Genomic DNA, 20483 nt, shown 5'->3' on the forward strand with positions numbered 1-20483 from the left:
CCTTGTCTTCATGGGACAAGCCGGTGAGATTGAGACGGGGAGGTTTTGGTGGCATGCCCAAATCATGCGCGATAGCAGCACAGTTTACAACTGTTTATTGCGGCCTGTACTCCGGCTGAACAGTTACAATATTTCCAAGGATGAGTCTCCAGTGACGTTCGGAGCTCTGCTTGACTATCTTGGTCCGGAGGACCTTAGCGAGGCAGTGCCTGGTAAAGAAAGCGTCTTGCAAGTGTATAAGCATCAGCTTGAAATAGCGGTGAAATAGAGTTGAACACGTTCATACGCTATACATTGCTGGCGGACGGCACTTCTGATGAAGTATTGCTTCCTATTATCAATTGGTTGATTGATTTTCATTGCCCCGGCGCACGTATAGTTCCATCTTTTGCCCGGGATTTTGGTAAGATTGGACGTGGCCTCAATGCCCGCGTAGCAGCCACGCTTGCTAATTTCCCATGCGATGTCCTGTTTGTTCACCGCGATGCCGAGGCTATGCCCCGTGAGGCGCGACTGGACGAAATTGCCGAGGCGATGCGCGGTGTTGACATGCCATTTGTGCCGGTGGTTCCAGTGCGGATGACGGAGGCATGGCTATTAAGCGACGAGACGGCTATTCGTTTCGCTGCTGGAAATGCGTCCGGACGCCATCCGATTGAGCTACCGACGCGAAAAAAATGGGACGCCCTTCCAGACCCTAAGGAGGTCTTGCTTAATGCGCTTACTGCGGCAAGCGGTCTCTCAGGACGTAAGCTTGGCAAATTTCAACCAGAAAAAGCGAGAGCTTTGATTACTCAGCGGACTGAATCGTTTGCGGCTCTGCGCGGACTCCCTGCATTTGATGCGTTTGAGAAAGATGTTGCCGAAATAATGAAAGGGTTTGTACCACATGTTATGGATTAAAGCGTTTCACATCGTCTTCATCGCCTCGTGGTTTGCCGGGCTGTTTTACCTGCCGCGCATTTTCGTCAACCTGGCGCAGGAAACCGACACGGTTGCCACCACGCGTTTGCTGCTGATGGGGCGCAAGCTGTTTCGCTTTACCACCATGCTGGCGGTGCCCGCGGTGCTGCTCGGTCTCTGGCTGTGGCTCGGGTACGGTTTTAAAGGCGGGTGGATGCATGCCAAGCTGGCGCTGGTGCTGCTGGTGATCGGGTATCACCACGCGTGCGGCTCGCTGCTGAAAAAATTCGAGAACGGCGCCAACAAACGCAGTCATGTCTGGTTCCGCTATTTCAACGAGGTGCCGGTGCTGATGCTGACCGCCATCGTGATCCTGGTCGTGGTCAAACCCTTCTGACGGGGGCTTCATGAGTAAAACGGTTCAGTATTTTTTCGCGCCGCAGTCGCCGTGGGCGTATCTGGGACATGAGCGCTTCGCGGCCATGGCGCAGGCACGCGGGGCCCTGATCGACATCAAGCCTTTTGACCTGGGCAAGGTGTTCAGCGTGTCGGGCGGGCTGCCGCTGGCCAAGCGCGCGCCGCAGCGCCAGGCCTACCGCCTGCAAGAGCTGGGGCGCTGGTCGAAGCACCTGGGCTTGCCGCTGATTGCGCATCCGACCTATTTTCCGGTGCCGCCTGACGCGGCGGCGCGCCTGATCATCGCCGCGCGCACCAGCCTGGGCGCCGATGCGGCGCTGGGGCTGACCGGCGCGATCATGCGCGCGTTGTGGGCCGAGGACCGGAATATCTCGGACGCGGATACGCTGGCGCAGATTGCCAGCGCCTGCGGGCTCGATGGGAAGATGCTGGTCAAGTCGTCCGAGACGGCCGGCGTGCAGGAACAGTATGACCGCAACACCGATGAAGCCATGGCCGCCAGTGTGTTCGGGGTGCCGTGGTACGTGGTTGACGGGGAGGGATTCTGGGGACAGGACCGGCTTGAATTTGTGGAGCGGGCGCTGGGTTAGCGCGTCGTTCCTGGCACTGCCAGAAACGACGGTAACTGCGCAAACGGCCTCGCATAGAGTAGCACCAACAGAGTATTTTTTTACAACGGACAAAGGGTTCACAAAATGCCATCATTTTTCTGCCCCTGCCCTCGCGGCATGGAAGCGGCACTCGCCGAAGAACTGGGCGAAATCGCCCTCACCAGCACCACCATGAAGGTGCACAACCAGGTTCCCGGCGGCGTGCACTGCTCCGGCGACCAGACTGACGCTTACCGCATCAACCTGCACTCGCGCATCGCGTCGCGCGTTCTGATGCGCATGGCGCACGCCAGCTACGCCAACGAGAACGATATCTACGACCTGGTCCTGGCCCAGCCATGGGAAGACTGGTTCAGCGTCGACCACACCATCCGCGTCGACGTCACCGCCGTCAAGTCGCCCCTGCGCAGCCTCGAATTCACCACGCTGAAAATCAAGGACGCCATTTGCGACCGCTTCCGCGACCAGTTCGACAAGCGCCCCTCGGTCAACACGCGCGAGCCGGACATGCGCATCGTGGGCTTTCTCGACAACCGCAATTTCACGGTCTACCTCGACACCTCCGGCGAAGCCCTGTTCAAACGCGGCTGGCGCGAAGAAACGGGCGACGCGCCGCTGCGCGAAAACCTCGCCGCCGGCATGCTGCGCGTCTCCGGCTGGAAACCTGGCACGGTGCTGTTCGACCCGATGTGCGGCTCCGGCACCATCCTGATCGAAGCGGCCCAGATGGTGCAGGGCATTCCGCCCGGCGCGCGCCGCAGTTTCGCGTTCGAGAAATTCCACAACTTCGTGGCCGCCCCGTGGCAAGACATGAAAAACGCGATCAAGCCGCTGCCGTTACCAAGCGAGCCGACCATTTTCGGCAGCGATATCTCGGGCGACATGGTCGCCATGACGCGCCATAACCTGAAAATCGCCGGCATCATGTTCGACGTGCCGCTCAAGCAGATCGAGGCGCAGGAAGTCAAGGCCCCGACCGAGCAGCCGGGCATCCTGCTGACCAACCCGCCGTACGGCGAGCGGATCGGCGTGCGCGGCGACAGCACCATCCCGGCCGACGACATGTCGGTCGCGTTCTACTCGGCGCTGGGCACCACGCTCAAGCAGCGCTTCGCCGGCTGGACCGTGTTCCTGTTCACCGCCGACCTGACCTTGCCGAAGCTGCTGCGCCTGAAGGAAGCGCGCAAGACGCCATTCTTCAACGGCGCGCTCGAATGCCGCCTGTTCAGGTTCGACATGGTGGCCGGCTATAACCGCCGCGAAGAAGCCAAGCCGAAACCGGAGTAAGCATGTTCCCCAGCCCGCCGCCCGACCTGCCGCCCGATCCTGTCACGCCGGTGCCCCTGGCGCCGGCGCCAAGGCGCGCAGTGCCCGGCATGGTGGGCCTGGCGACACTGCTGGCCGGGCTGTCGATGCTGGGACCGTTCTCGATCGACGCCTACCTGCCGGCCTTCCCCAACATCCAGGCCTCGCTGGGCGCCACCCCGATCGAGGTCCAGCAAACCCTGACCGCCTACATGCTGGCCTTTGCCGGCATGGTGCTGTGGCACGGCGCGCTGGCCGACGCGTTCGGGCGGCGCAACGTGGTGCTGTGCGCGCTGGTGGTGTTCGCCATCGGCACCTTCGGCTGCGCCGCCTCGCATTCGGTGCATTATCTGTGGATCTTCCGCATCATGCAGGGCGTGTCGGCCGGGGCCGGGATGGTGGTGGGACGCGCCATCATCCGCGACCTGTACGACGATGCGCCGGCGGCGCGCCTGCTCTCGCTGGTGACCATGATCTTCACCATCGCGCCGGCGATCGCGCCGATCCTGGGCGGCTGGATCGTCAAGTATTCCGACTGGCGCACCATCTTCCTGGTGCTGCTGGCCTACAGCGTGATCCTGTTCATTTTCTGCTACCGGCGCCTGCCCGAAACGCTGCCGCCGGAAAAGCGCCAGGCCTTCAATCCGCGCTACCTGTGGCAGAACTACAGCGCCGTTTTCAGTTCGCCCCTGTTCCACATGAAAGCCGGTATCGTGGCCTTCAACTTCGCCGGCCTGTTCCTGTATATTTCGGCCGCGCCGGTGGCGCTGCCGCTGCACCTGGGCCTGGGGCCCGACCAGTTCGGGTGGCTGTTCATTCCTACGGTCGCCGGCATCTTTCTCGGTGCGCTCGCGGCCAACCGCGTCGCCGGCAAGATCACCTTCGCGCGCCAGATCGGCATCGGTTTCGGCTTCTTGATGGCCGCCGTCCTCGCCAATCTGTTGTATCACAGCGTCTTTACACCGGCGCTGCCGTGGAGCGTGGCGCCGATGTTCTTCTACACCTTCGGCATGTCGCTGATCGCGCCCGGCGCCACCCTGCTCGCGCTCGACCTGTTCCCGCACATCCGCGGCACGGTCGCCTCGTGCCAGTCGTTCGCCGTGACCCTGCTGGGCGCACTGGTGGCGGGCGTGATCGCGCCTTTCCTGTCGCACTCGATGCTGTGGCTGGCCATGGGGCAGGTCGGTTTCGCCCTGTGCGCACTGGGCTTGTGGGTGGCGTCGCGCATGTACCGCCGCCGGCGTCCCGACAGTCTCCGGAGTGTGCCCCACAAGCAGCCTCTACAATAAAACTTTTGCCTTGGGTAATGTTCCACGGGTCAACATTCGTGCATATATGCTAAGATAGCCGTTTTTAAAACCTGACATGCTGCCCAAACCCCGCGCGCGACAGGTGCATGTTGACTTTTTCGTCGTGGCCGCATTGCGTTGTGCGCCACCTCCAACCATCGACCATTTGGCGGCAGTTTTCGACACAATGCAGCATTCGGACAACGATCTTCGCAAGCGGCCAGGGCGTGCCCTGCCCCCACGGTTTCCCGCACCAGCCGGACAAGTGCGCGTTGCGGATGCGGACGATGGATTCCGTTTAAGGCTCCAATGAACGACAATCCTGCCAGCGCGCTGTCGCGGGCCGCTTCCGCCGCCGAGCCGAGCGCCACTTTCGGCGAGGCCGATCTCCCTGCGCAGCCGCGCATCCTGCTGATCGACGACGAGCCACGCCTGCTGTCGGCCCTGCACGAACTGCTGCGCGACCGCGGCTTCGAACTGGTGACCGCCAAAAGCGGCGCCGAGGCGCTGGCGCAGTTGAGCGCGCGCCGCTTCGACCTGGTCCTGCTCGACCTGCGCCTGCCGGACATGAGCGGCCATGAGATCATGGACTTCATCAATGAGCGCGAGATCGACGCCGACGTGATCGTGATGAGCGGCGACGTCGGCATCGAGGCGGCCATCGGCGCGCTCAAGCGCGGCGCCTACGATTACCTGCGCAAGCCGTACAGCCGCGAAGAGATGCTCAAGACGGTCGGCAACGCGCTGCAGCAGCGCAGCCTGGCCATGGCCAACGAGCGCATCGCCTCGCAGCTGGAAAACTCGGAGAAGCTGTACCGCTACCTGGTCGACAGCTCGCCCGACATCATCTACACCCTCAATCACGAGGGCCGCTTCACTTTCATCAACGACCGCGCCTTCCAGCTGCTCGGTTTCGCGCGCGAAGACCTGATCGGCCAGCACTACACCATCCTGGTGCACGATGAAGACCTGGAGCGCGCGCGCTACGCCTTCAACGAACGCCGGGTCGACGAGCGCGCCTCGCGCAATGTGGAACTGCGCCTCAAGTGCCACGCGCGCGCGGGCCAGAACCGGGCGTTCAACACGACCCTGATGACGATCTCGCTCAATTCGATGGGCATGCATGTGCCGGACCACGACGTCAAGAAGCTCGAGTTCTACGGCACCTACGGCGTGGCGCGCGATATCACCGACCGCAAGCGCGCCGAGGAAGTCATTTCCTACCAGGCCTACCACGATATCCTGACCGACCTGCCGAACCGCATCCTGTTCAAGGACCGCCTGGGGCTGGCCATCATCCAGGCCAAGCGCAAGCTCACCGAGCTGGCCGTGATGTTCATCGACCTCGATCGCTTCAAGCTGGTGAACGACACGCTCGGCCACGTCAAGGGCGACGAGCTGCTGCAGCAGGTCGCGCTGCGCCTGAAGCTATGCCTGCGCGATGGCGACACCCTGGCGCGCCAGGGCGGCGACGAATTTACCATCGTGCTGCCGGAACTGGCCGGGCGCGGCGAAGCGAAGGCGATCGCCGAGAAGTTCCTCACCTGCCTGCACCTGCCGTTCGACCTCGATGGGCACCAGGTGCACGTCTCGGCCAGCATCGGCATCGCGATCTATCCGGGCGACGGCGAGTCGATCGACGAATTGCTGCGCCACGCCGACATCGCCATGTACCAGGTCAAGGCGCTGGGCAAGAACGGCCACAGTTTTTATCACAACTCGATGCTCGACGTGTCGCACCAGAAGATCGCGCTGGAACAGAGCCTGCGCAAGGCGCTCGAGCAGAACGAGCTGGAAATGTACTACCAGCCGCAGATCGACGTGATCACCGGCCGCATCATCGGCGCCGAAGGGCTGATGCGCTGGAACCATCCGCAGCGCGGCGTGCTGAGCGCGAACGAGTTTTTGCCGTTCGCCGAAGACAATGGCCTGATGCTGCCGATTTCCGACTGGATGCTGGACGCCTTGTGCCGCGATATGCTGGTGTGGAACGAGAACGGCGGCGAGGCGATCCGCCTGTCCCTGAATCTGTCGCCGCAATACCTGGACCGCGGCGACTTTTTCGAGAAGATGCGCGGCGCGCTGCAGCGCTACGGGATTTCGCCGGCCCAGATCGAAGTCGAGATCACCGAGAATATCTGCATCCGCAATCCGCAGTACGCGATCGAGCAGTTGAACAAACTGTGCCAGCTGGGCGTGTCGGTGGCGATCGACGATTTCGGCACCGGCTACTCGTCGCTGTCCTACCTGCACCGCTTCCCGATCCACACCATCAAGATCGACCAGTCGTTTGTGAAGGAAATCCACGACGAGCAGGGCCATTATCCGGTCATCCTGGCGATCATTTCGATCGCGCGCGGCTTGGGTTTGCACCTGATCGCCGAAGGCGTGGAAACCGAGGTGCAGGCGCGCTACCTCAAATCGAACGGCTGCCTGACCATGCAGGGCTACCTGTTCCATCATCCGATTTCACTGGCCAGCTTCCTGGAAGTGCTGCGCGAGCAGGAAGTGCAACTGGCCGCTTGCCAGGCCATGCCGCAGGCCAAGCGGGCCTGAGGGCAGCGGCGCCGCAAGAGGCCTGACAAGACTGCACATCCTGGCGCACAGCGCGTGCGCCCATCCATGGGAATGGTGTAAGATACTGTATATATATACAGTTGAGCGCCTGGCCCATGGAACTGACCGACAAGCTGGAAATCCTCGCGGATGCGGCAAAATACGACGCCTCCTGCGCCAGTAGCGGCGCGCCCAGGCGCAGCTCCGAGGGCAAGGAGGGCATCGGCGCCACCAATGGCATGGGAATCTGCCACAGCTACACGCCGGACGGGCGCTGCGTCTCCCTGCTCAAGATCCTGCTGACCAATTTCTGCGTCTACGATTGCCAGTATTGCGTCAACCGGCGCACCTCCAATGTGCCGCGCGCGCGTTTTTCGGTCGATGAAGTGGTCAAACTGACGCTCGATTTTTACCTGCGCAACTATATCGATGGCCTGTTCCTCAGTTCCGGCATCATCCAGTCGGCCGACTACACCATGGAACAACTGGTGGCCATCGCGCGACAGTTGCGTGAAGTCCACAATTTTCGCGGCTATATCCACCTCAAGACCATTCCGGATGCCGATGCCGCCCTGATCGCCGCCGCCGGCAAGTATGCCGACCGGCTCAGCGTCAACATCGAACTGCCGACCGAGGGCAGCATCACGCGCCTGGCGCCCGAAAAAAGCGTGCACACCATCAAGCTGGCGATGGGGGCCATCCGCCGCAAGCTCGACGAAAAGGCCGGGGAACCGCGCGCGCCCAAGTTCGCTCCGGCCGGGCAGAGCACTCAGATGATCGTCGGGGCCGATGCCAGCGACGACCACACCATCCTGGGTACCGCCGAAACCCTGTACGGCAGCTACAAGCTCAAGCGCGTCTACTATTCGGCCTTCAGCCCGATTCCGCAAAGCCCCGACAGCGTGCCGCTGGCGCCGCCACCCATGCAGCGCGAGCACCGGCTGTACCAAGCCGATTTCCTCATGCGCGGCTACGGCTTCAATGCGGCCGAACTGCTGCCGGCGGCCGGCAACCTGGCGCTCGACATCGATCCCAAGCTGGCCTGGGCGCTGGCGCACCGCGAGCATTTCCCGATGGACCTGAACATGGCCGAGGAAGCGATGATCGCGCGCGTGCCCGGCATCGGCCTGCGCAACGCCAAACGGCTGGTGGAACTGCGCCGCCTGCGCCGCATCCGCTACGCCGACCTGACCCGCCTGCGTTGCAGCATGAAAAAAATCGCGCCCTTCATCGTCACGGCCGACTACCGCCCGGCCTCGGACAGCACCGCGTCCGAGGTGCTGCGCCGCTCGATGGCCGAGCATTCACCCCGGCAGCTGGATTTATGGGCGCAATTGCAGGCGGCGTAAGCGCGGCCGCTTGCGCCGCGGCCGGGCGTCCGGTACTGGTCCATTCCTTCGACCAGTGGCGCCATGCTGCGCGCGACTTGCTGGCGCACAAAGTGCCGCCCCACGCAGTGCAATGGATTTCGCACAAGGATGACGGCGATTTGTTTTCGCAGGGTGCGCAAGCACCGGCGCCGCATGCGGTCCAACCTCATAGCACGTCCACCATGCGCATTTCGCGCCAGCTGATGGACATGCTGCAAAGCGCCGCCTGCTGCCGCGTGCCGAACCGCTGGGCGTTTTTGTACCTGGTGCTGTGGCGCTGGCAGCAAGGCGAAAAAGACGTGCTCTCGGCCGCCGACGACGATGGCGCCCGCCTGCACGGCATGGTCAAGGCAGTGCACCGCGAGGAGCACGACATGCACGCTTACATCCGTTTTCGCGAGCGCCGCGAAGACGCCGGTCCGCCCCGTTTCGTGGCCTGGTTCGAGCCGGCCCACGACGTGCTGCCGCAGGTGGCGCGCCACTTCGCCAGCCGCATGGGACGTGTCACGTGGATGATCGCCACGCCCGAGGCCAGCGTGCTGTGGGATGGCGCCACCCTGCACAGCACCGGCCCGCTGATGCGCGGCCCGGAAGACATCGACGATGCCGGCGAAGCGTTGTGGCTGACCTATTACCGCAGCATCTTCAACCCGGCCCGCCTCAATGCCGACCTGATGCACGGCCACATCCCCACGCGCTTCTGGAAAAACCTGCCGGAGGGCGCGGTGGTGCCGGAGATGGTGTCGCAGGCGGCGGCCGGCGCGCGCAAGGTGGGCCAGACCCACAGCGTGGGGCGGCGCGGCGGTACGGTCATTCCCATTTCCGCCGACAAGGCGCAGCCGCAGCGCGAGGCGCCCAGCACGCTCGACCAGTGCCGCCGCTGCGAACTGTGGCAGAACGCGACCCAGGCGGTCGGCGGCATCGGTCCGCTTGAAGCGCGCATCATGCTGGTGGGCGAGCAGCCGGGCGACCAGGAAGACCTGGCCGGCCTGCCGTTCGTCGGCCCGGCCGGGCAACTGCTCGACCGCGCCATGGCCAAGGCCGAGCTGGACCGGCGCACGATCTACCTCACCAATGCCGTGAAGCACTTCAAATGGGAGCCGCGCGGCAAGCGCCGCATGCATAAAACGCCGGCCCAGCGCGAGGTGGACGCGTGCGGCTACTGGCTCGACAGCGAGCTCGAACAGGTCCGGCCGGAAGTGGTCGTCGCTCTGGGCAGTACCGCGCTCAAGGCGGTGACGGGCAATCCGCACGCGACGCTCAAGGAGGTGCTGGGCAAACCCTTCATGCACGCGGGGCGCTGGGTGGTGGTGGTGTATCACCCGTCCTACATCCTGCGCGTGCCCGGGGAGGACATGAAGGCGCAAGCGTTCGGCGTGATGGTCGACGGCTTTCGCCAGGCGCGCGAACTGGCGCTGCCGCTGGCGGCGCCGTAAGGGCGGGCCGCGACAAGGGCGGGAAGCTCATGCGATCAGCCGGGCACCGCCGTCCGGCGTGCCGATGCAGCGCGCCAGCGCATGGCTTGCTGCGTAGCACAGGGTGACGGCGCATCCCAGCAACACATAGCACAGCAGCCCCGGCTGCTGCATCAACTGATGGCCGAACAGGTCGGCACCGATGGCGGTGAGCATCATCATCAGGGGAAAATGAAACAGGAAGGCCATGCTGGCGCTGGCGGCCAGATGGCGGTTGATCCTGGCAAGCAAGGAGGGCGCCGCCGCGTCGCCAGCCGGGAGCTTCGGACTACGGTGGAGTATGGTGGCAAGCACGGCAAATCCCATTCCCACAAGAACGTACTTCCACTGCATCAGCATGTGCCCCCATGGCGCCGGCAGCAGGTCGGTGCGGGCCCCGGTCAGGCGCGAAAACAGGATGACCGTGGCTAGCAGGGCCCAGGCCGCCAGCGGATGAACCAGGGGCCGCGGCCACGGGCCGCGCAGGCCGACCGCCACGCCCAGCAGCCAGATCGTCAGCCAGGGCCAGAATGTCGGCGGCATCCAACTCGCGAGCGCGAGCACGAGCGCAGCGCCGATCGCCATGCGCCACGGCTTGCCGCTGCGCCATGCGCGCCGCGTCAGCACCAGAAGGCAGCATGACCACCACAAGTAGGCGTACAGATACAGCATGCCGTTGCTGCCGAAGGTAGGCACCAGCGCGGGTTGCAGCATGAACAGGTTGCCGAAAAAGGCGGTCCAGCTCAGGGTCACGGTGCTGAAGGCCGGAAAGTCCGAATACAGGCCCGAGCCATTGAGGAAATGTGCGCCGGCCAGATCGAGCAGGCCGCCCAGGACCAGCACCGGCAACAACGCCAGGTGTGAGCGCCACCAGTGGCGCAGCAAGGCAAGTTCGCCCTGCGCCGGCGGCATGCGTCGCAGCAGCAGGCCGGCGAAAATGCCGTTCAGTACGAAAAATACGGCAAAGGATTCATGGCCCAGCCCGGAGAGAAAGTAAAACACCTGATCGACGCCGGATTTCTCGTGCAAGGCGTCATAGTCGACAAACATGAGGAAGCGAAAGTGGTACAGGAGCGTCATCACGGCGCTGATCCACAGCGACGTGTCCAAGAATGTTTCAAAGCGTCTATTCATTGCACCTTCCTTCATCGGTTCCGGGCGATAGCCAGCGCCCCATTGTCCATGCACGCGTACATCGGTAGTTTGTGGCCGGACAAAACCGCAGGCCTGCGCCGTATCGTTGCGGTGACGGTTCGCAGCCGCCACAACCCGGCGGGCGGGGGGCAAGGCGGCGTGCGGGCGCGGGCGCTGCGGGGAGCGAAGATGGCGAATGGATCGAAAACTCTTGGGCGGGGGGCGGCCGGGCGCTATAATGCGTGCGACCGTTCAGGTCGTCCAAGAGTCCGAATCGGACCAGAAATGCGGCTGTAGCTCAATGGATAGAGTATTGGCCTCCGAAGCCAAGGGTTGTGGGTTCGATCCCCGCCAGCCGCACCATTAGAATCAAAGACTTACATGTTTTTTCTTCCCGTTTTGATTTAAGAAACCGTTCGTGTGGTCTTTTGGTGGACTAGTCGCGAAGGTGTGTCCATTCTTGGCCTTACCCTTCCATTACATGAATTCGAACTGTCCGCCGTCATAGACGCTCGTCTGATCTTCGTCCGATACCATGATGCGAGACAGGCTCATCAGCGTTGCCGCAATACCATCAATCCGGCTTGTGCTTTTGGACTTCGACGGCTTCATGTTGCCCGCCGCGTCCTGCTCGATCTGAACATTGCTCGCCATCCAGGCCAGCACCGGGTTGCCGCCGTGGTTGAGCTGGTGGCCTAAGACGCGCCGTTCAAGCTCTTTCGTCGGTGCGCTCAGGCTGGCGAACCCTTGGCCGTGCCCGATCATCTCGAAGCCGTCGCCGGCCAGTTGGGTGCTGATCTGCGTGGCATTCCAGCGGTCGATTGCTATTTCCTTGATCTGGTATTGCTCGGATAGTTCGTTGATTGTGCGGCGGATTACGTCGTAATCGATCACAGCGCCCTCTGTGGCGACAATGTGCCCCTGCCTGACCCAAGTGGCGTAATCCACGTGATCGCGCTCTGAGCGCCGTTTGATGCCGTCCTCGGGCACGAAGAAAAAGCACTTGAGATAGACCGTCCCATCGACAGGGAAGGCAAGCACCAGCGCCGCGATATCGGTGGTGCTCGCCAGGTCCAGGCCGGCGTAGCAGTGCCGGTCGGCCAGGTCAATTTGCGGCCCGCCGCATGCGTCCCACAAGTCGGCCGGAATCCAGCGGGTATTGGATTCGGTCCAGATATTCAGCAGCAGGCGCTTGAACGTGTTTTCGTAGCTGGGCATTTGCTTCGCCTTCCCGCACTCGGCCGCGAAATACTCTTCCTTGACGCTCACGCCCAGGCCGGGGTGCGCGGCGTGCCAGGTCTCTGGCGCCGTCCAGTCGGCCTCCTTGTCGGCCTCATAGATCACTGGCAGGAAAGCAGGGTCGTTGATGATGCCGTCGCGAACCTTGCACGCATAGTCATATTGGGCATAAAAAAAGGAATGCTTGTCGAAACCGGCCGTCGAGATCATCACAGCCAGGGGCTGGCGGCGCGCGCCGGTCGAAGTCGTGAGCACGTCCCACAGTTCCTGATTCGGCATGGCGTGGGCCTCATCGAGCACGATGCCGGACGCACTGAACCCGTGCTTTGAATTGCTGTCGCTGGAAAGTACTTTGTAGCTCGATCCAGTGGACGGAATCACGATGCTCTGCTTGTAGACGGTCGCGCGGTCGCGCAGCGGCTTGCTGCCGTCGATCATACCCTTTGCCATGTCGAACACGATGCGGGCCTGCTCGCGGTCCACGGCGGCGCTGTACACCTCGGCGGCCGGCTCGTTGTCGCTGAACAGCAGGTATGCCGCGATGCCGGCGGCAAGCATCGACTTGCCAGCCTTGCGCGGGATCTGGATCAGGCATGTTCGATACTTCCGCGTGCCGTCCTGCCGCTTCCAGCCGAACAAGGGGCGGATGATCTCGTCAGCCTGCCAGTCGGACAAAATGAACGGCTGGCCTTTCCATTCGCCCTTGGTGTGCGTGAGGCAGCGCGCGAAGAATTGGACAGCACGTTCCGCCGCCGCCTCATCGAACCAATACTGGTCGCATTGGCTCGTGCCGACAAGGGGCGCATTTGAAATGCCACCCTTTGCACTGGCCTTAGATTTTAGGCCAGTGTTAGTTGAAGAAGCCGGCATACTCGTCCCCCTTTTCTGGTGGTGCAATCGACAGCTTCGCACGTGCGGCCGGGGTCAGTCCCAGCTCAATCGCATAGGCGCGCATCTGTCCCAGCAGCGCCGCCTTGAGCGGTTCGCCTGCCTTGACGGTCGCTACAATCTCGCCGTAGGTGACGCAGTGCCCGATCAGTACGGAGTGGTCCACTTGCGTGAGCACACCCATCAGCGCAAGCGCCGGCGTGATGCGCTCCCACTCGTCCAGAGCGTCGCCCACCAGCCAGGCGGGGCAGGGTGGCGCGCCGCTGGGAGGCATCGGCTCGCGCTCGTTCATAGGCCGCCTGCCAGCGTTGCCAGACAGTTTTTTGATCGCGGTAGGTGTCGGACGATTTGCCATAATGTGAAATCCTCAAGTGCGCCCGCGTGCGCGAAGGGTAGCAGCGGTGCGGGCGCGTTCAGTTGCTGGTGATTTTGCTAATAGTTCTTTGTGACAATGAGTTGGTTGTGTCGTGTCTCTTTCGCATGGCAACTGTGGCACCAGGCAACGAGGTTAGAGCGCAGGTTATTGCTCGCATCGTCATCGACGTGGTGAACGTCGGTGCTGGGCTCTATCCGCCCCGCTGCCATACAGATTGGGCAAAGTGGCTGCTCGCTCATCACCAGCCTGCGGAGACGCTGCCATGCCGCGCTATTGAGTTTTAGTGTGCGTTCCGGGCACTTGGTCCGGTCCGGCTTCATCTTGGGCAGGTTGGGCCGGTGCTGCTTGATCTTGTTGGGCATGGTCTATCTTCGGTAGGTTTTCAAGCTGGCGGACTTCATCGACGGTCATCCATTTATCAGCCAGTGCTTTGCTGTAGAAGTCGGCCCGGTTGGTACTGTCGCCGCGAAGCAGACCCTCGACGTTGTGCTCTGCGAAGTACATGCGGCGGCCGGCGTCGGTAAGCAGCGAACGACTGATCGCCTGTTCCCACATGGTCATGTGGCGGCGTAGGGTGTGGACCACAAACACGCGGTTCATCTCCACGCTGTTGCTGTAGTTGCCGTGTCGGAGGTCACCGATGATGGTCGGTGGCACACGGTACAGGCGCGCGATCTCTTCGACCGAGAACTGACGCGATGCCAGGTACTCGCTATCTTCCATGCTCATGCTCACGGTCTGGTACTCGACGCCCTCTTGCAAGATCGCCGTCTTGCCGGCGTTGGCACCACCGGCGTGCTGGCTCTCCCAGCTATTGCGCAGTTGGTTGGACTGGTCATTGCTCAGGCGTTGCGGGAACTTGAGGATTCCGGACAGGCGGGCGCCGTTGCTGAACGTCGATGTGCCGTGCTCACGTTCGGCCAGGGCGAGTTGTACCGTCTCACGGCTGGCTGTGATTGGTGCCACGCCCACCAGGCCATTGTCTGAGCGGTGTCGCAGGTGAAACACCTCTTCTTGCAGCAAGCGGCGGACGTTGCCCTTGCCGTCGGTCACATCGTAGGCCAGGCGCCCATTAGGCAGTTGCAACGTGGTCACTCGATCATTCAGCAGTGGCGTGAGCGTGGTCACTTGACCATCAGCGCCGCGCCCGATCTCGGCGTGAGCATTCCCGCGCAGCAGTACCATGGCTTGCATCATCTCCCTGAATTCCAGGGCGGTCTGGTGCTCGTTGGGTTGGTCGTGCAACACGCGATAAAGCGGGTGGCCCTTGGCGCGCTCGCGGCCGTCGTCATCAACACGCTTGTAGAGGATCAGGGGCAGGCTGGCGATGGTCTCGCTGATCGCAGACACGCACGCGTAGACAGCGCTCAGGCTTTCGGCCTTGCCCGCTGTGGTGCCGTTTCCAGCAATGAGCGCGGCGCCCTGCCACGAAGGATTGATAGCGCGCTGTTCGCCACGGAACAGGTTCAGTGCTTGAGTGATTAGCCGCATGTTTGAATCCACATCGAGGGTGTGTCCAGGTACTCATTGAGCAAGTAGGTATTCATGCTGCGCTTTGCCACTTCCGTATCGGGATAGGCCGGGTTCGCCGTCACGGTGATTTCGCTCAGCCGGATATCGATCAGGTCGCGGGTGAGCACGCCGCTGCGAACCTCCCAGTTGTCGCCGCCGGATGGGACCACGAAGCCGAAAGACATACCCGCGATATCGCCACGCTCAACCAGCACGGCCAGGTCTTGCGCGTAGGTGGTCGCCGGCAGGTCAAGTTCGAAGCGCAAGCCCTTTGCATCCTCGGACAGCTTGAGCGTGCCGCTACGGGTACTGCCCAATATCCGTTGGTCGTCGTGCTCGTACAGCGCTCGCACTGGTGCGTTTTCGCGGAGCGATTTGGTGAAGGCGCCGGCCCGGATTTGCTCAACGAAGCCGCCCAGGTCATGCGACAGCTTGTTGAACACGGCCGCGTAGCCGGACAGCTTGTTTGGTGAGACAGCGCGCAGATCGCCGCCCGATCGTATCTCGAAAGTATTGGAGGTCATGCGCGCTCTCTCTTAAACGATCACGACGTCGCTTGCGACGACGAAGGCTTCGGGGTGACGAATGGCGATATCGCACGTGGCCATAGCGCGGACCAGTACGCCGCCGCGAGCGTAGGCGACCGAGTCAAACGGGTTGACGAGGATATCCAGCTCGGACCAGATGCCCAGCATCACTTGAGAGAAGTCTCCCAGGATCACTTGGCCGGTGGTCGTGTTGAGTGGAACCTGTTTGGTCGAGTAGATCGGCAGGTCCGCCAACTGACCACCTTCGGACAGATAGCCCGCGATGCCGGCTGCCTTCAATGAGCCGCGCAGCTTGGCCATCACTTGCGGGCTGGTCAGCCAGGCGGCGGACTCGCTGTTGGACATTTCGGCCAGCTTGAGCATGCCCAGCACATTGGCGTAGTTGAGCGTGCTCAAACTGACGGTCTGAATTCCGACTGTCGACAGGATGCCGGTCGGCTCGTTGGCGCCTCCGCCTTTGATCATTGCGCTGTCGATGGCTTGTGCCAGGGCGAAGGCCATATCGTCGCGCAGCAGTTGTTCGATATCGGGGCTCGATTGCTGGATCAACTGACGGCTCATTTCCGACAGCGCGCCAACGTGTTTCGGGCTCAACGTCTTTTTGGTGAACGTCATATCCGATGCCGTCAGTGCGCTGTTTTCAGCGACCCAGCCGGATGTTACGCCCGTACCGTACGCGGGAACGTCAACGTTGCCAGTCAAGCCGGTCAGCACACGGGCGCCCAGCTTGCGAGCCAGCAGCTTGTTGCGGAATGGCTCGATGAACAAGTCGGCGCGGTGGTCGGTTGGACGGATTTGGCCGGCGCTGGTGGTGGTGTTGACGCGCTTTTCCAGCAGCGATAGCGGAATGAACATGCCGCCAGCCTTGCGCCCGGTGCGGCGTTCGGTCTCTTGCGAGTATTCAGCAGCGGCGCCGGTCAGGTTGCGGCCTTCCATGCCGGCGCGCAGCACTTCCAGAAACGAGATACCCGATTCCAGGTCGGCTTGCGATTTGTCGACCGGTGTACCGATCATGCGGCGCTCGGCGTCAGCCAGGAACGAAGCGCGGGACTCTTGGCCTTCCAGGTCAGTGACGCGGCTCTTGAGTGCGTCGAACTTAGCGGACTCGTCGCCGGACAGGTTGCGCTTTTCGGCTTGGGCCTTTTCGACCAGGGCGCGCATTTCTTGCACCGCTTGGGCCTTCTGCTCTTTAAATTGGTGGATCATGTTTTCTTCCTTGAAATTGGGTGGACTACACCGGTTATATCAAGGGAAGCACCCGTAGGGTTGAACGGAGGAAACATAAAACTTCTATGTACTTGTGCGGATTTGAAATTGTTGCGATGCCGGCACTTGACCCTGGGCAGAATTCTTCACAGGGTCGGACGCGTTGCACTTTGATCCCGTCATAGTTCCCAGCGGTGGGCAGTATGGCTCTGGCCCGGTCCCCGAAACGGGGGAGCGGGGAATTGCGGCGCTCTTCCCTCCGTTGGGAAGAGCGAACGCCGCTGGTTGAAGGCTTCCCCATCTGTCATCGGATGACAGGGAAAAGCTGCGCTGAAAATTCAGCCGAGCTATCTCTTCACCGTGAAGAGATAGTCTGAATTCAGACGAAGCTGGGTCTCCTCAACGTTGAGGACAACCAGCCGGCGATTTCGTAAGCTCGCCCTCAAGGGGGAGCTCTGGCCACCACACGGACTGACGACGAATATCGTCGGCAGTCAATGCGGCAACGTTGCCGGGTTAATCCGGCAGCACTGCCGGTTTAAATGCAGTAGTCGTGCTTGGCGCGCCCGAAACGCGATCAAGTGGCAGCGTTGCCGTTTGATCGGAGGCCGAAGGGGGTGTGGGATTTGCGCCCCCGAAGCTGGGGAGCTCAAGTGGGGCAGGGTGGAGTCGGACTCCAGGTGCGTCAGAATTCTGACGCACCTGGAGTTCATGGCCGCCGACTATCTTGTGATCGATCACAAGATGCCGTGGCCGCCCGACCGTCTCCTCAAAAATGAGGGCATCTCAGCGATAGCGCGCAGCCTCCGCCTCTGTCCCGAATTGGGCCAGGTTCGTGCTGAACACGAACGGCATGATGCCCGCCAGCGGGAACTATGGCTGCTGGTGCGGTGCTGGATTGCTTCCCATGCGCTCGTCTGGCTTGGGCGTAGGCCAGGATCACGGTGCAACGGTTGCACTTTGGTCCGATGGCTGGTGCGATGCATCTTTCTAGCTGTGAGTTGGCCTATATTGCTGCGTAGGTATGGCAACCTATAAAGGAGTTCAGATTCTGAACAGGGAGATAAAAAAACAGGCCTTGGGCTGCAATCGAGCACAAGGCCTGTACCTACGGGCGGCATGGGAAATTTTTCCTCAAAATCCCCTGTTCAGATTCTGAACTGATAACCGCGCTCCCTGTTCAGAATCTGAACTGATAAAACGTCCTATCGGTTCAGATTCTGAACTGATCCGGTTCAGTTTCTGAACAGGGGGATTTTTTTTCGTTACCTGTTTTTTCTTGCCATCCGCCAAGAGTTCGGCCACCCCTTCAGCCAGGGCGCGCTCGGCAGAATGAAGGGTGTCAAACTTCAAGTAGTCGTGCGTTGCCTTGATCGCCTGAACGCCGACCTTGGGATGGTCGAATACATCAAGGTCCGTAAAGCGGTAGAGGTTGCATACCCGTGTGCCAAGCTTCAATCCGCCGCCGCGCGTGACTGCGATGAAGCCCATTGCCCGAAGCTCGTATAGAGCCTTTGACAGCGTTGCGGACGAGGTCCAGCCCTTGTGCTTCATATCGGACAGCGCGGCGCTCAGGTTGCCGTTGTTGGTGCCGGTTACCATCGTGCGCAGATCAATGAACAAAGCCTTTGCAGCAAAGCCCATCACGCGCCAGGCGGGCGTGTTGAGCAAGCTGCAATAGACGCGGATGTGGCGCCCGTTCGGGTCTTGAAACTTAGGCTTCGCCACACGCATCACCCACGGAGAAATAGCGCTGTGCTTCGCGGCCATCAATCAGCGCGTACCCGTCCATGCCGTAGTGGATGGCTGCGGCACATAGAAGCTGCTCACGTCCGCCGCGTCCGGTTTCTTGGAACTGGTCGATGACACGCAATACCGACTCGACCGAATGTGTGAGCCATTGCTCGCCGTTCTGGTCAACAAAGTAGATCCACGGCTCTCGGCCGTCGTCGCTGTTCAGGCCCAGGTCACCGCCAGTGAAGCGGAAAGGAGGCAGGGGCATTTTTGCTGCGACCGGGGCGTTCATGCGGCACCGCCAATCTTTGCGACAGCGGCGCGCCAGATAGTCTTGCCTTCCTCGATACCAGCAAAGTAGGCATCAGCCGCGGCTGTGCCTGCTTGATACGGCATGTCGAAGTCCTTGCGCTCAATGCGGTGCTCGAGCGCCATGCGTGCGCCGGCCTTGTACTCCTGGCTGCGTGGCGTGCGACCGTTGTAGAACGCGGTCTGAAAAAGCTGCTCGACGGACAAGGTCCCGACGGATGATGGGGAATGTTGGGATGTAGTGGTGCCTGGCATGGTTGCCTCCGTGTGTGGTGTAGAACCGCACAACCCGCTGCTAAACGGGGTGAGCGACGATGACGGGTTAGCAGACCGGTACACACGGCAACCGGCAGGCCGAAGCCTCCCACCATCGCCGCTCATAGAAGGGGCAACGAGGTACGGACGAAAAAATACCGCCAGGGGGGCGGTCGTCCGCCATGTGTAATTCGAGCTGCTAAACCCGGTCGCTTCTTTTTTCGCGACAGAGTGAGCATACGCGCCGGGTAAACGTGCGTCAACGTTTTTCGCGATCATGATGCGGCCCCCAGGTAGCGATAGCGCTTGACGTGGACTTCCTTGCCGAAGCGGGTAGGAACCCATTCCCACTCATCGAAGAACTGGTAGCCCTTGCCGCGCAGGGTGGAGATGGTCGAGTGCAAGCAGTGGTCGCCAAAGCGTTCTGCTTCAAAGCGGTTGAGGCTTCGGCCGTCGCGCATGATTGCCAGGATGGTCGTTTCTTTGTTATGCTTCAGGCAGTTGGATTTGGAAGGCGCGTTCTCTTGGTCGGGGGCTGCGCCTTTTTTCATTTGGTCGGTGGTCATGGCGGGCCTCACAGAGAAACAAAAAGTGGCGCATCCCAGTTCGGCTGCTCGTTCTGTTCTTTCAGAAGTTTTTCCTCCCACGCTTCGGCGGCGCGGCGGGTGATGATTACGCGACGGCCCAGGCGCAGCTCTTGCGGGACTTTTCCTTGATCCTTGAGTGTGTAGTAGTGAACACGGCTGATGTGATATGCCGCGCAGAATTGGGGGATGGTGTAGCTCGCTTCCATTTGTCACCTTTCAATGAATCGCTATGAACAAGTGATTGCCCTGTTGAACAATCTGGAAGCGATTTTATGAATGTGACCTCGATGGCGAAATGCAAATGCACCATTTATAGGTGCATTTGCACTACTCGTTGCGGATTGCTTTGATTGCTTTCGGTAGCTTGTCTTTAAGATTGCGGTCGCTGAGTCCGTGGTAACCCGCATAAGTCTCTAAATCTTCAAGCAGTCTTGCTTGGACAATTTTCGGCTCGCCAGGAAATTTTGCTTGCCAATACAGATCGCATAAAGCGCCGATTATGTTTAGGTATGCTGTTGTCGATTTTCCCGTAGGTTCAACATGCGGCGCTAATGTGCCAGACAGTTCAGCAGCTGTATCCTGTTCATTGGCCTCGCGCTCAAATGCTTCCAGGTCTTGCGCCCTAATAACGACGTCCGACTTCTTCGGGAAGTGGGAAAAGTTATGGCTCTATGACGTTTTCGGTGAAACTTGACGACCGCCACGGTATCGCCTAATTGAAACCGACCGCTTCGCGGCGGCCTGCAAGGGATTGACGGGTAAATGAGCGAGTTTGGACATGCGCAGATAG

Annotated in this window: 20 protein-coding genes and 1 tRNA gene; 10 read left to right on the forward strand and 11 right to left on the reverse strand. The window is 61.3% G+C overall.

The genetic code is table 11. The features are described 5' to 3' along the window. The 9 genes from F2P44_RS35220 to F2P44_RS32930 form a co-directional block, all read left to right on the forward strand. Positions 1–268, forward strand: a 268-nt coding sequence (locus F2P44_RS35220) for a hypothetical protein (RefSeq protein ID WP_223165142.1), incomplete at its 5' end; no start/stop codon positions are given. A 2-nt stretch (positions 269–270) separates the two neighbouring features. Beyond that, entirely contained in the window at positions 271–903 is a 633-nt protein-coding gene (locus F2P44_RS32895; protein ID WP_167094087.1) for a DUF4276 family protein, read from the forward strand. Then, positions 890–1300: a CopD family protein gene (locus F2P44_RS32900; RefSeq protein ID WP_167094089.1), complete on the forward strand. Its 411-nt coding sequence runs from the start codon at positions 890–892 to the stop codon at positions 1298–1300. The genes F2P44_RS32895 and F2P44_RS32900 overlap by 14 nt, the downstream gene beginning before the upstream one ends. Before the next feature lie 10 nt (positions 1301–1310). Continuing rightward, positions 1311–1910 carry a 2-hydroxychromene-2-carboxylate isomerase gene (locus F2P44_RS32905; protein ID WP_167094091.1) on the forward strand — a complete coding sequence of 200 codons (600 nt, stop codon included), beginning with the start codon at positions 1311–1313 and terminating at the stop codon, positions 1908–1910. Positions 1911–2015: 105 nt separating this feature from the next. After that, entirely contained in the window at positions 2016–3218 is a 1203-nt protein-coding gene (locus F2P44_RS32910) for a THUMP domain-containing class I SAM-dependent RNA methyltransferase (RefSeq protein WP_373890110.1), read from the forward strand. A 2-nt stretch (positions 3219–3220) separates the two neighbouring features. After that, a complete protein-coding gene (locus F2P44_RS32915) occupies positions 3221–4525 on the forward strand; it encodes a multidrug effflux MFS transporter (RefSeq protein WP_167094095.1) in 1305 nt (434 codons plus the stop codon). A 309-nt stretch (positions 4526–4834) separates the two neighbouring features. Then, positions 4835–7081, forward strand: coding sequence for a putative bifunctional diguanylate cyclase/phosphodiesterase (locus tag F2P44_RS32920; protein ID WP_167094097.1), 2247 nt, complete (start codon positions 4835–4837; stop codon positions 7079–7081). A gap of 116 nt (positions 7082–7197) precedes the next feature. Next, the gene (locus F2P44_RS32925) at positions 7198–8430 is read left to right on the forward strand and encodes a putative DNA modification/repair radical SAM protein (RefSeq protein ID WP_167094099.1); all 1233 of its coding nucleotides are present in this window, start codon (positions 7198–7200) and stop codon (positions 8428–8430) included. Further along, positions 8406–9887 carry a UdgX family uracil-DNA binding protein gene (locus F2P44_RS32930; protein WP_167094101.1) on the forward strand — a complete coding sequence of 494 codons (1482 nt, stop codon included), beginning with the start codon at positions 8406–8408 and terminating at the stop codon, positions 9885–9887. Before F2P44_RS32925 ends, F2P44_RS32930 begins: the two co-directional genes overlap by 25 nt. A 27-nt stretch (positions 9888–9914) precedes the next feature. On the opposite strand, the gene F2P44_RS32935 is transcribed toward F2P44_RS32930, so the two are convergent. After that, a complete protein-coding gene (locus F2P44_RS32935; protein WP_167094103.1) occupies positions 9915–11039 on the reverse strand; it encodes a hypothetical protein in 1125 nt (374 codons plus the stop codon). Positions 11040–11326: 287 nt separating this feature from the next. On the opposite strand from F2P44_RS32935, the gene F2P44_RS32940 reads away from it, so the two are divergent. Beyond that, a tRNA-Arg gene (locus F2P44_RS32940) sits at positions 11327–11402 on the forward strand. A 114-nt stretch (positions 11403–11516) separates the two neighbouring features. Here the strand turns inward: F2P44_RS32940 and F2P44_RS32945 are convergent. The 10 genes from F2P44_RS32945 to F2P44_RS32995 form a co-directional block, all read right to left on the reverse strand. Continuing rightward, a complete protein-coding gene (locus F2P44_RS32945; RefSeq protein ID WP_167094105.1) occupies positions 11517–13148 on the reverse strand; it encodes a terminase large subunit in 1632 nt (543 codons plus the stop codon). After that, a complete protein-coding gene (locus tag F2P44_RS32950; RefSeq protein ID WP_167094107.1) occupies positions 13129–13440 on the reverse strand; it encodes a P27 family phage terminase small subunit in 312 nt (103 codons plus the stop codon). The genes F2P44_RS32945 and F2P44_RS32950 overlap by 20 nt, the downstream gene beginning before the upstream one ends. A gap of 372 nt (positions 13441–13812) precedes the next feature. Then, positions 13813–15033 (reverse strand): phage portal protein, encoded by a 1221-nt coding sequence (locus F2P44_RS32960; RefSeq protein ID WP_167094111.1) that lies wholly within the window; start codon positions 15031–15033, stop codon positions 13813–13815. Then, positions 15024–15578, reverse strand: coding sequence for an HK97 family phage prohead protease (locus tag F2P44_RS32965; RefSeq protein WP_167094113.1), 555 nt, complete (start codon positions 15576–15578; stop codon positions 15024–15026). The genes F2P44_RS32960 and F2P44_RS32965 overlap by 10 nt, the downstream gene beginning before the upstream one ends. Before the next feature lie 12 nt (positions 15579–15590). After that, positions 15591–16808 (reverse strand): phage major capsid protein, encoded by a 1218-nt coding sequence (locus F2P44_RS32970; protein ID WP_167094115.1) that lies wholly within the window; start codon positions 16806–16808, stop codon positions 15591–15593. Between the two features lie 1134 nt (positions 16809–17942). Beyond that, positions 17943–18578, reverse strand: coding sequence for a hypothetical protein (locus tag F2P44_RS32975; RefSeq protein WP_229423884.1), 636 nt, complete (start codon positions 18576–18578; stop codon positions 17943–17945). Then, entirely contained in the window at positions 18523–18834 is a 312-nt protein-coding gene (locus F2P44_RS32980) for a hypothetical protein (RefSeq protein WP_167094116.1), read from the reverse strand. Before F2P44_RS32980 ends, F2P44_RS32975 begins: the two co-directional genes overlap by 56 nt. Next, positions 18831–19106 (reverse strand): hypothetical protein, encoded by a 276-nt coding sequence (locus F2P44_RS32985; protein WP_167094118.1) that lies wholly within the window; start codon positions 19104–19106, stop codon positions 18831–18833. The genes F2P44_RS32980 and F2P44_RS32985 overlap by 4 nt, the downstream gene beginning before the upstream one ends. A gap of 275 nt (positions 19107–19381) precedes the next feature. Continuing rightward, entirely contained in the window at positions 19382–19672 is a 291-nt protein-coding gene (locus tag F2P44_RS32990) for a helix-turn-helix domain-containing protein (protein ID WP_229423885.1), read from the reverse strand. A gap of 8 nt (positions 19673–19680) precedes the next feature. Further along, positions 19681–19899, reverse strand: a complete 219-nt coding sequence (locus tag F2P44_RS32995) for an excisionase (RefSeq protein ID WP_167094120.1) — start codon at positions 19897–19899, stop codon at positions 19681–19683. Between the last annotated feature and the right edge of the window lie 584 nt (positions 19900–20483).

The organism is Massilia frigida, from assembly GCF_011682175.1.
Taxonomy (GTDB): Bacteria; Pseudomonadota; Gammaproteobacteria; order Burkholderiales; family Burkholderiaceae_D; genus Telluria_A; species Telluria_A frigida.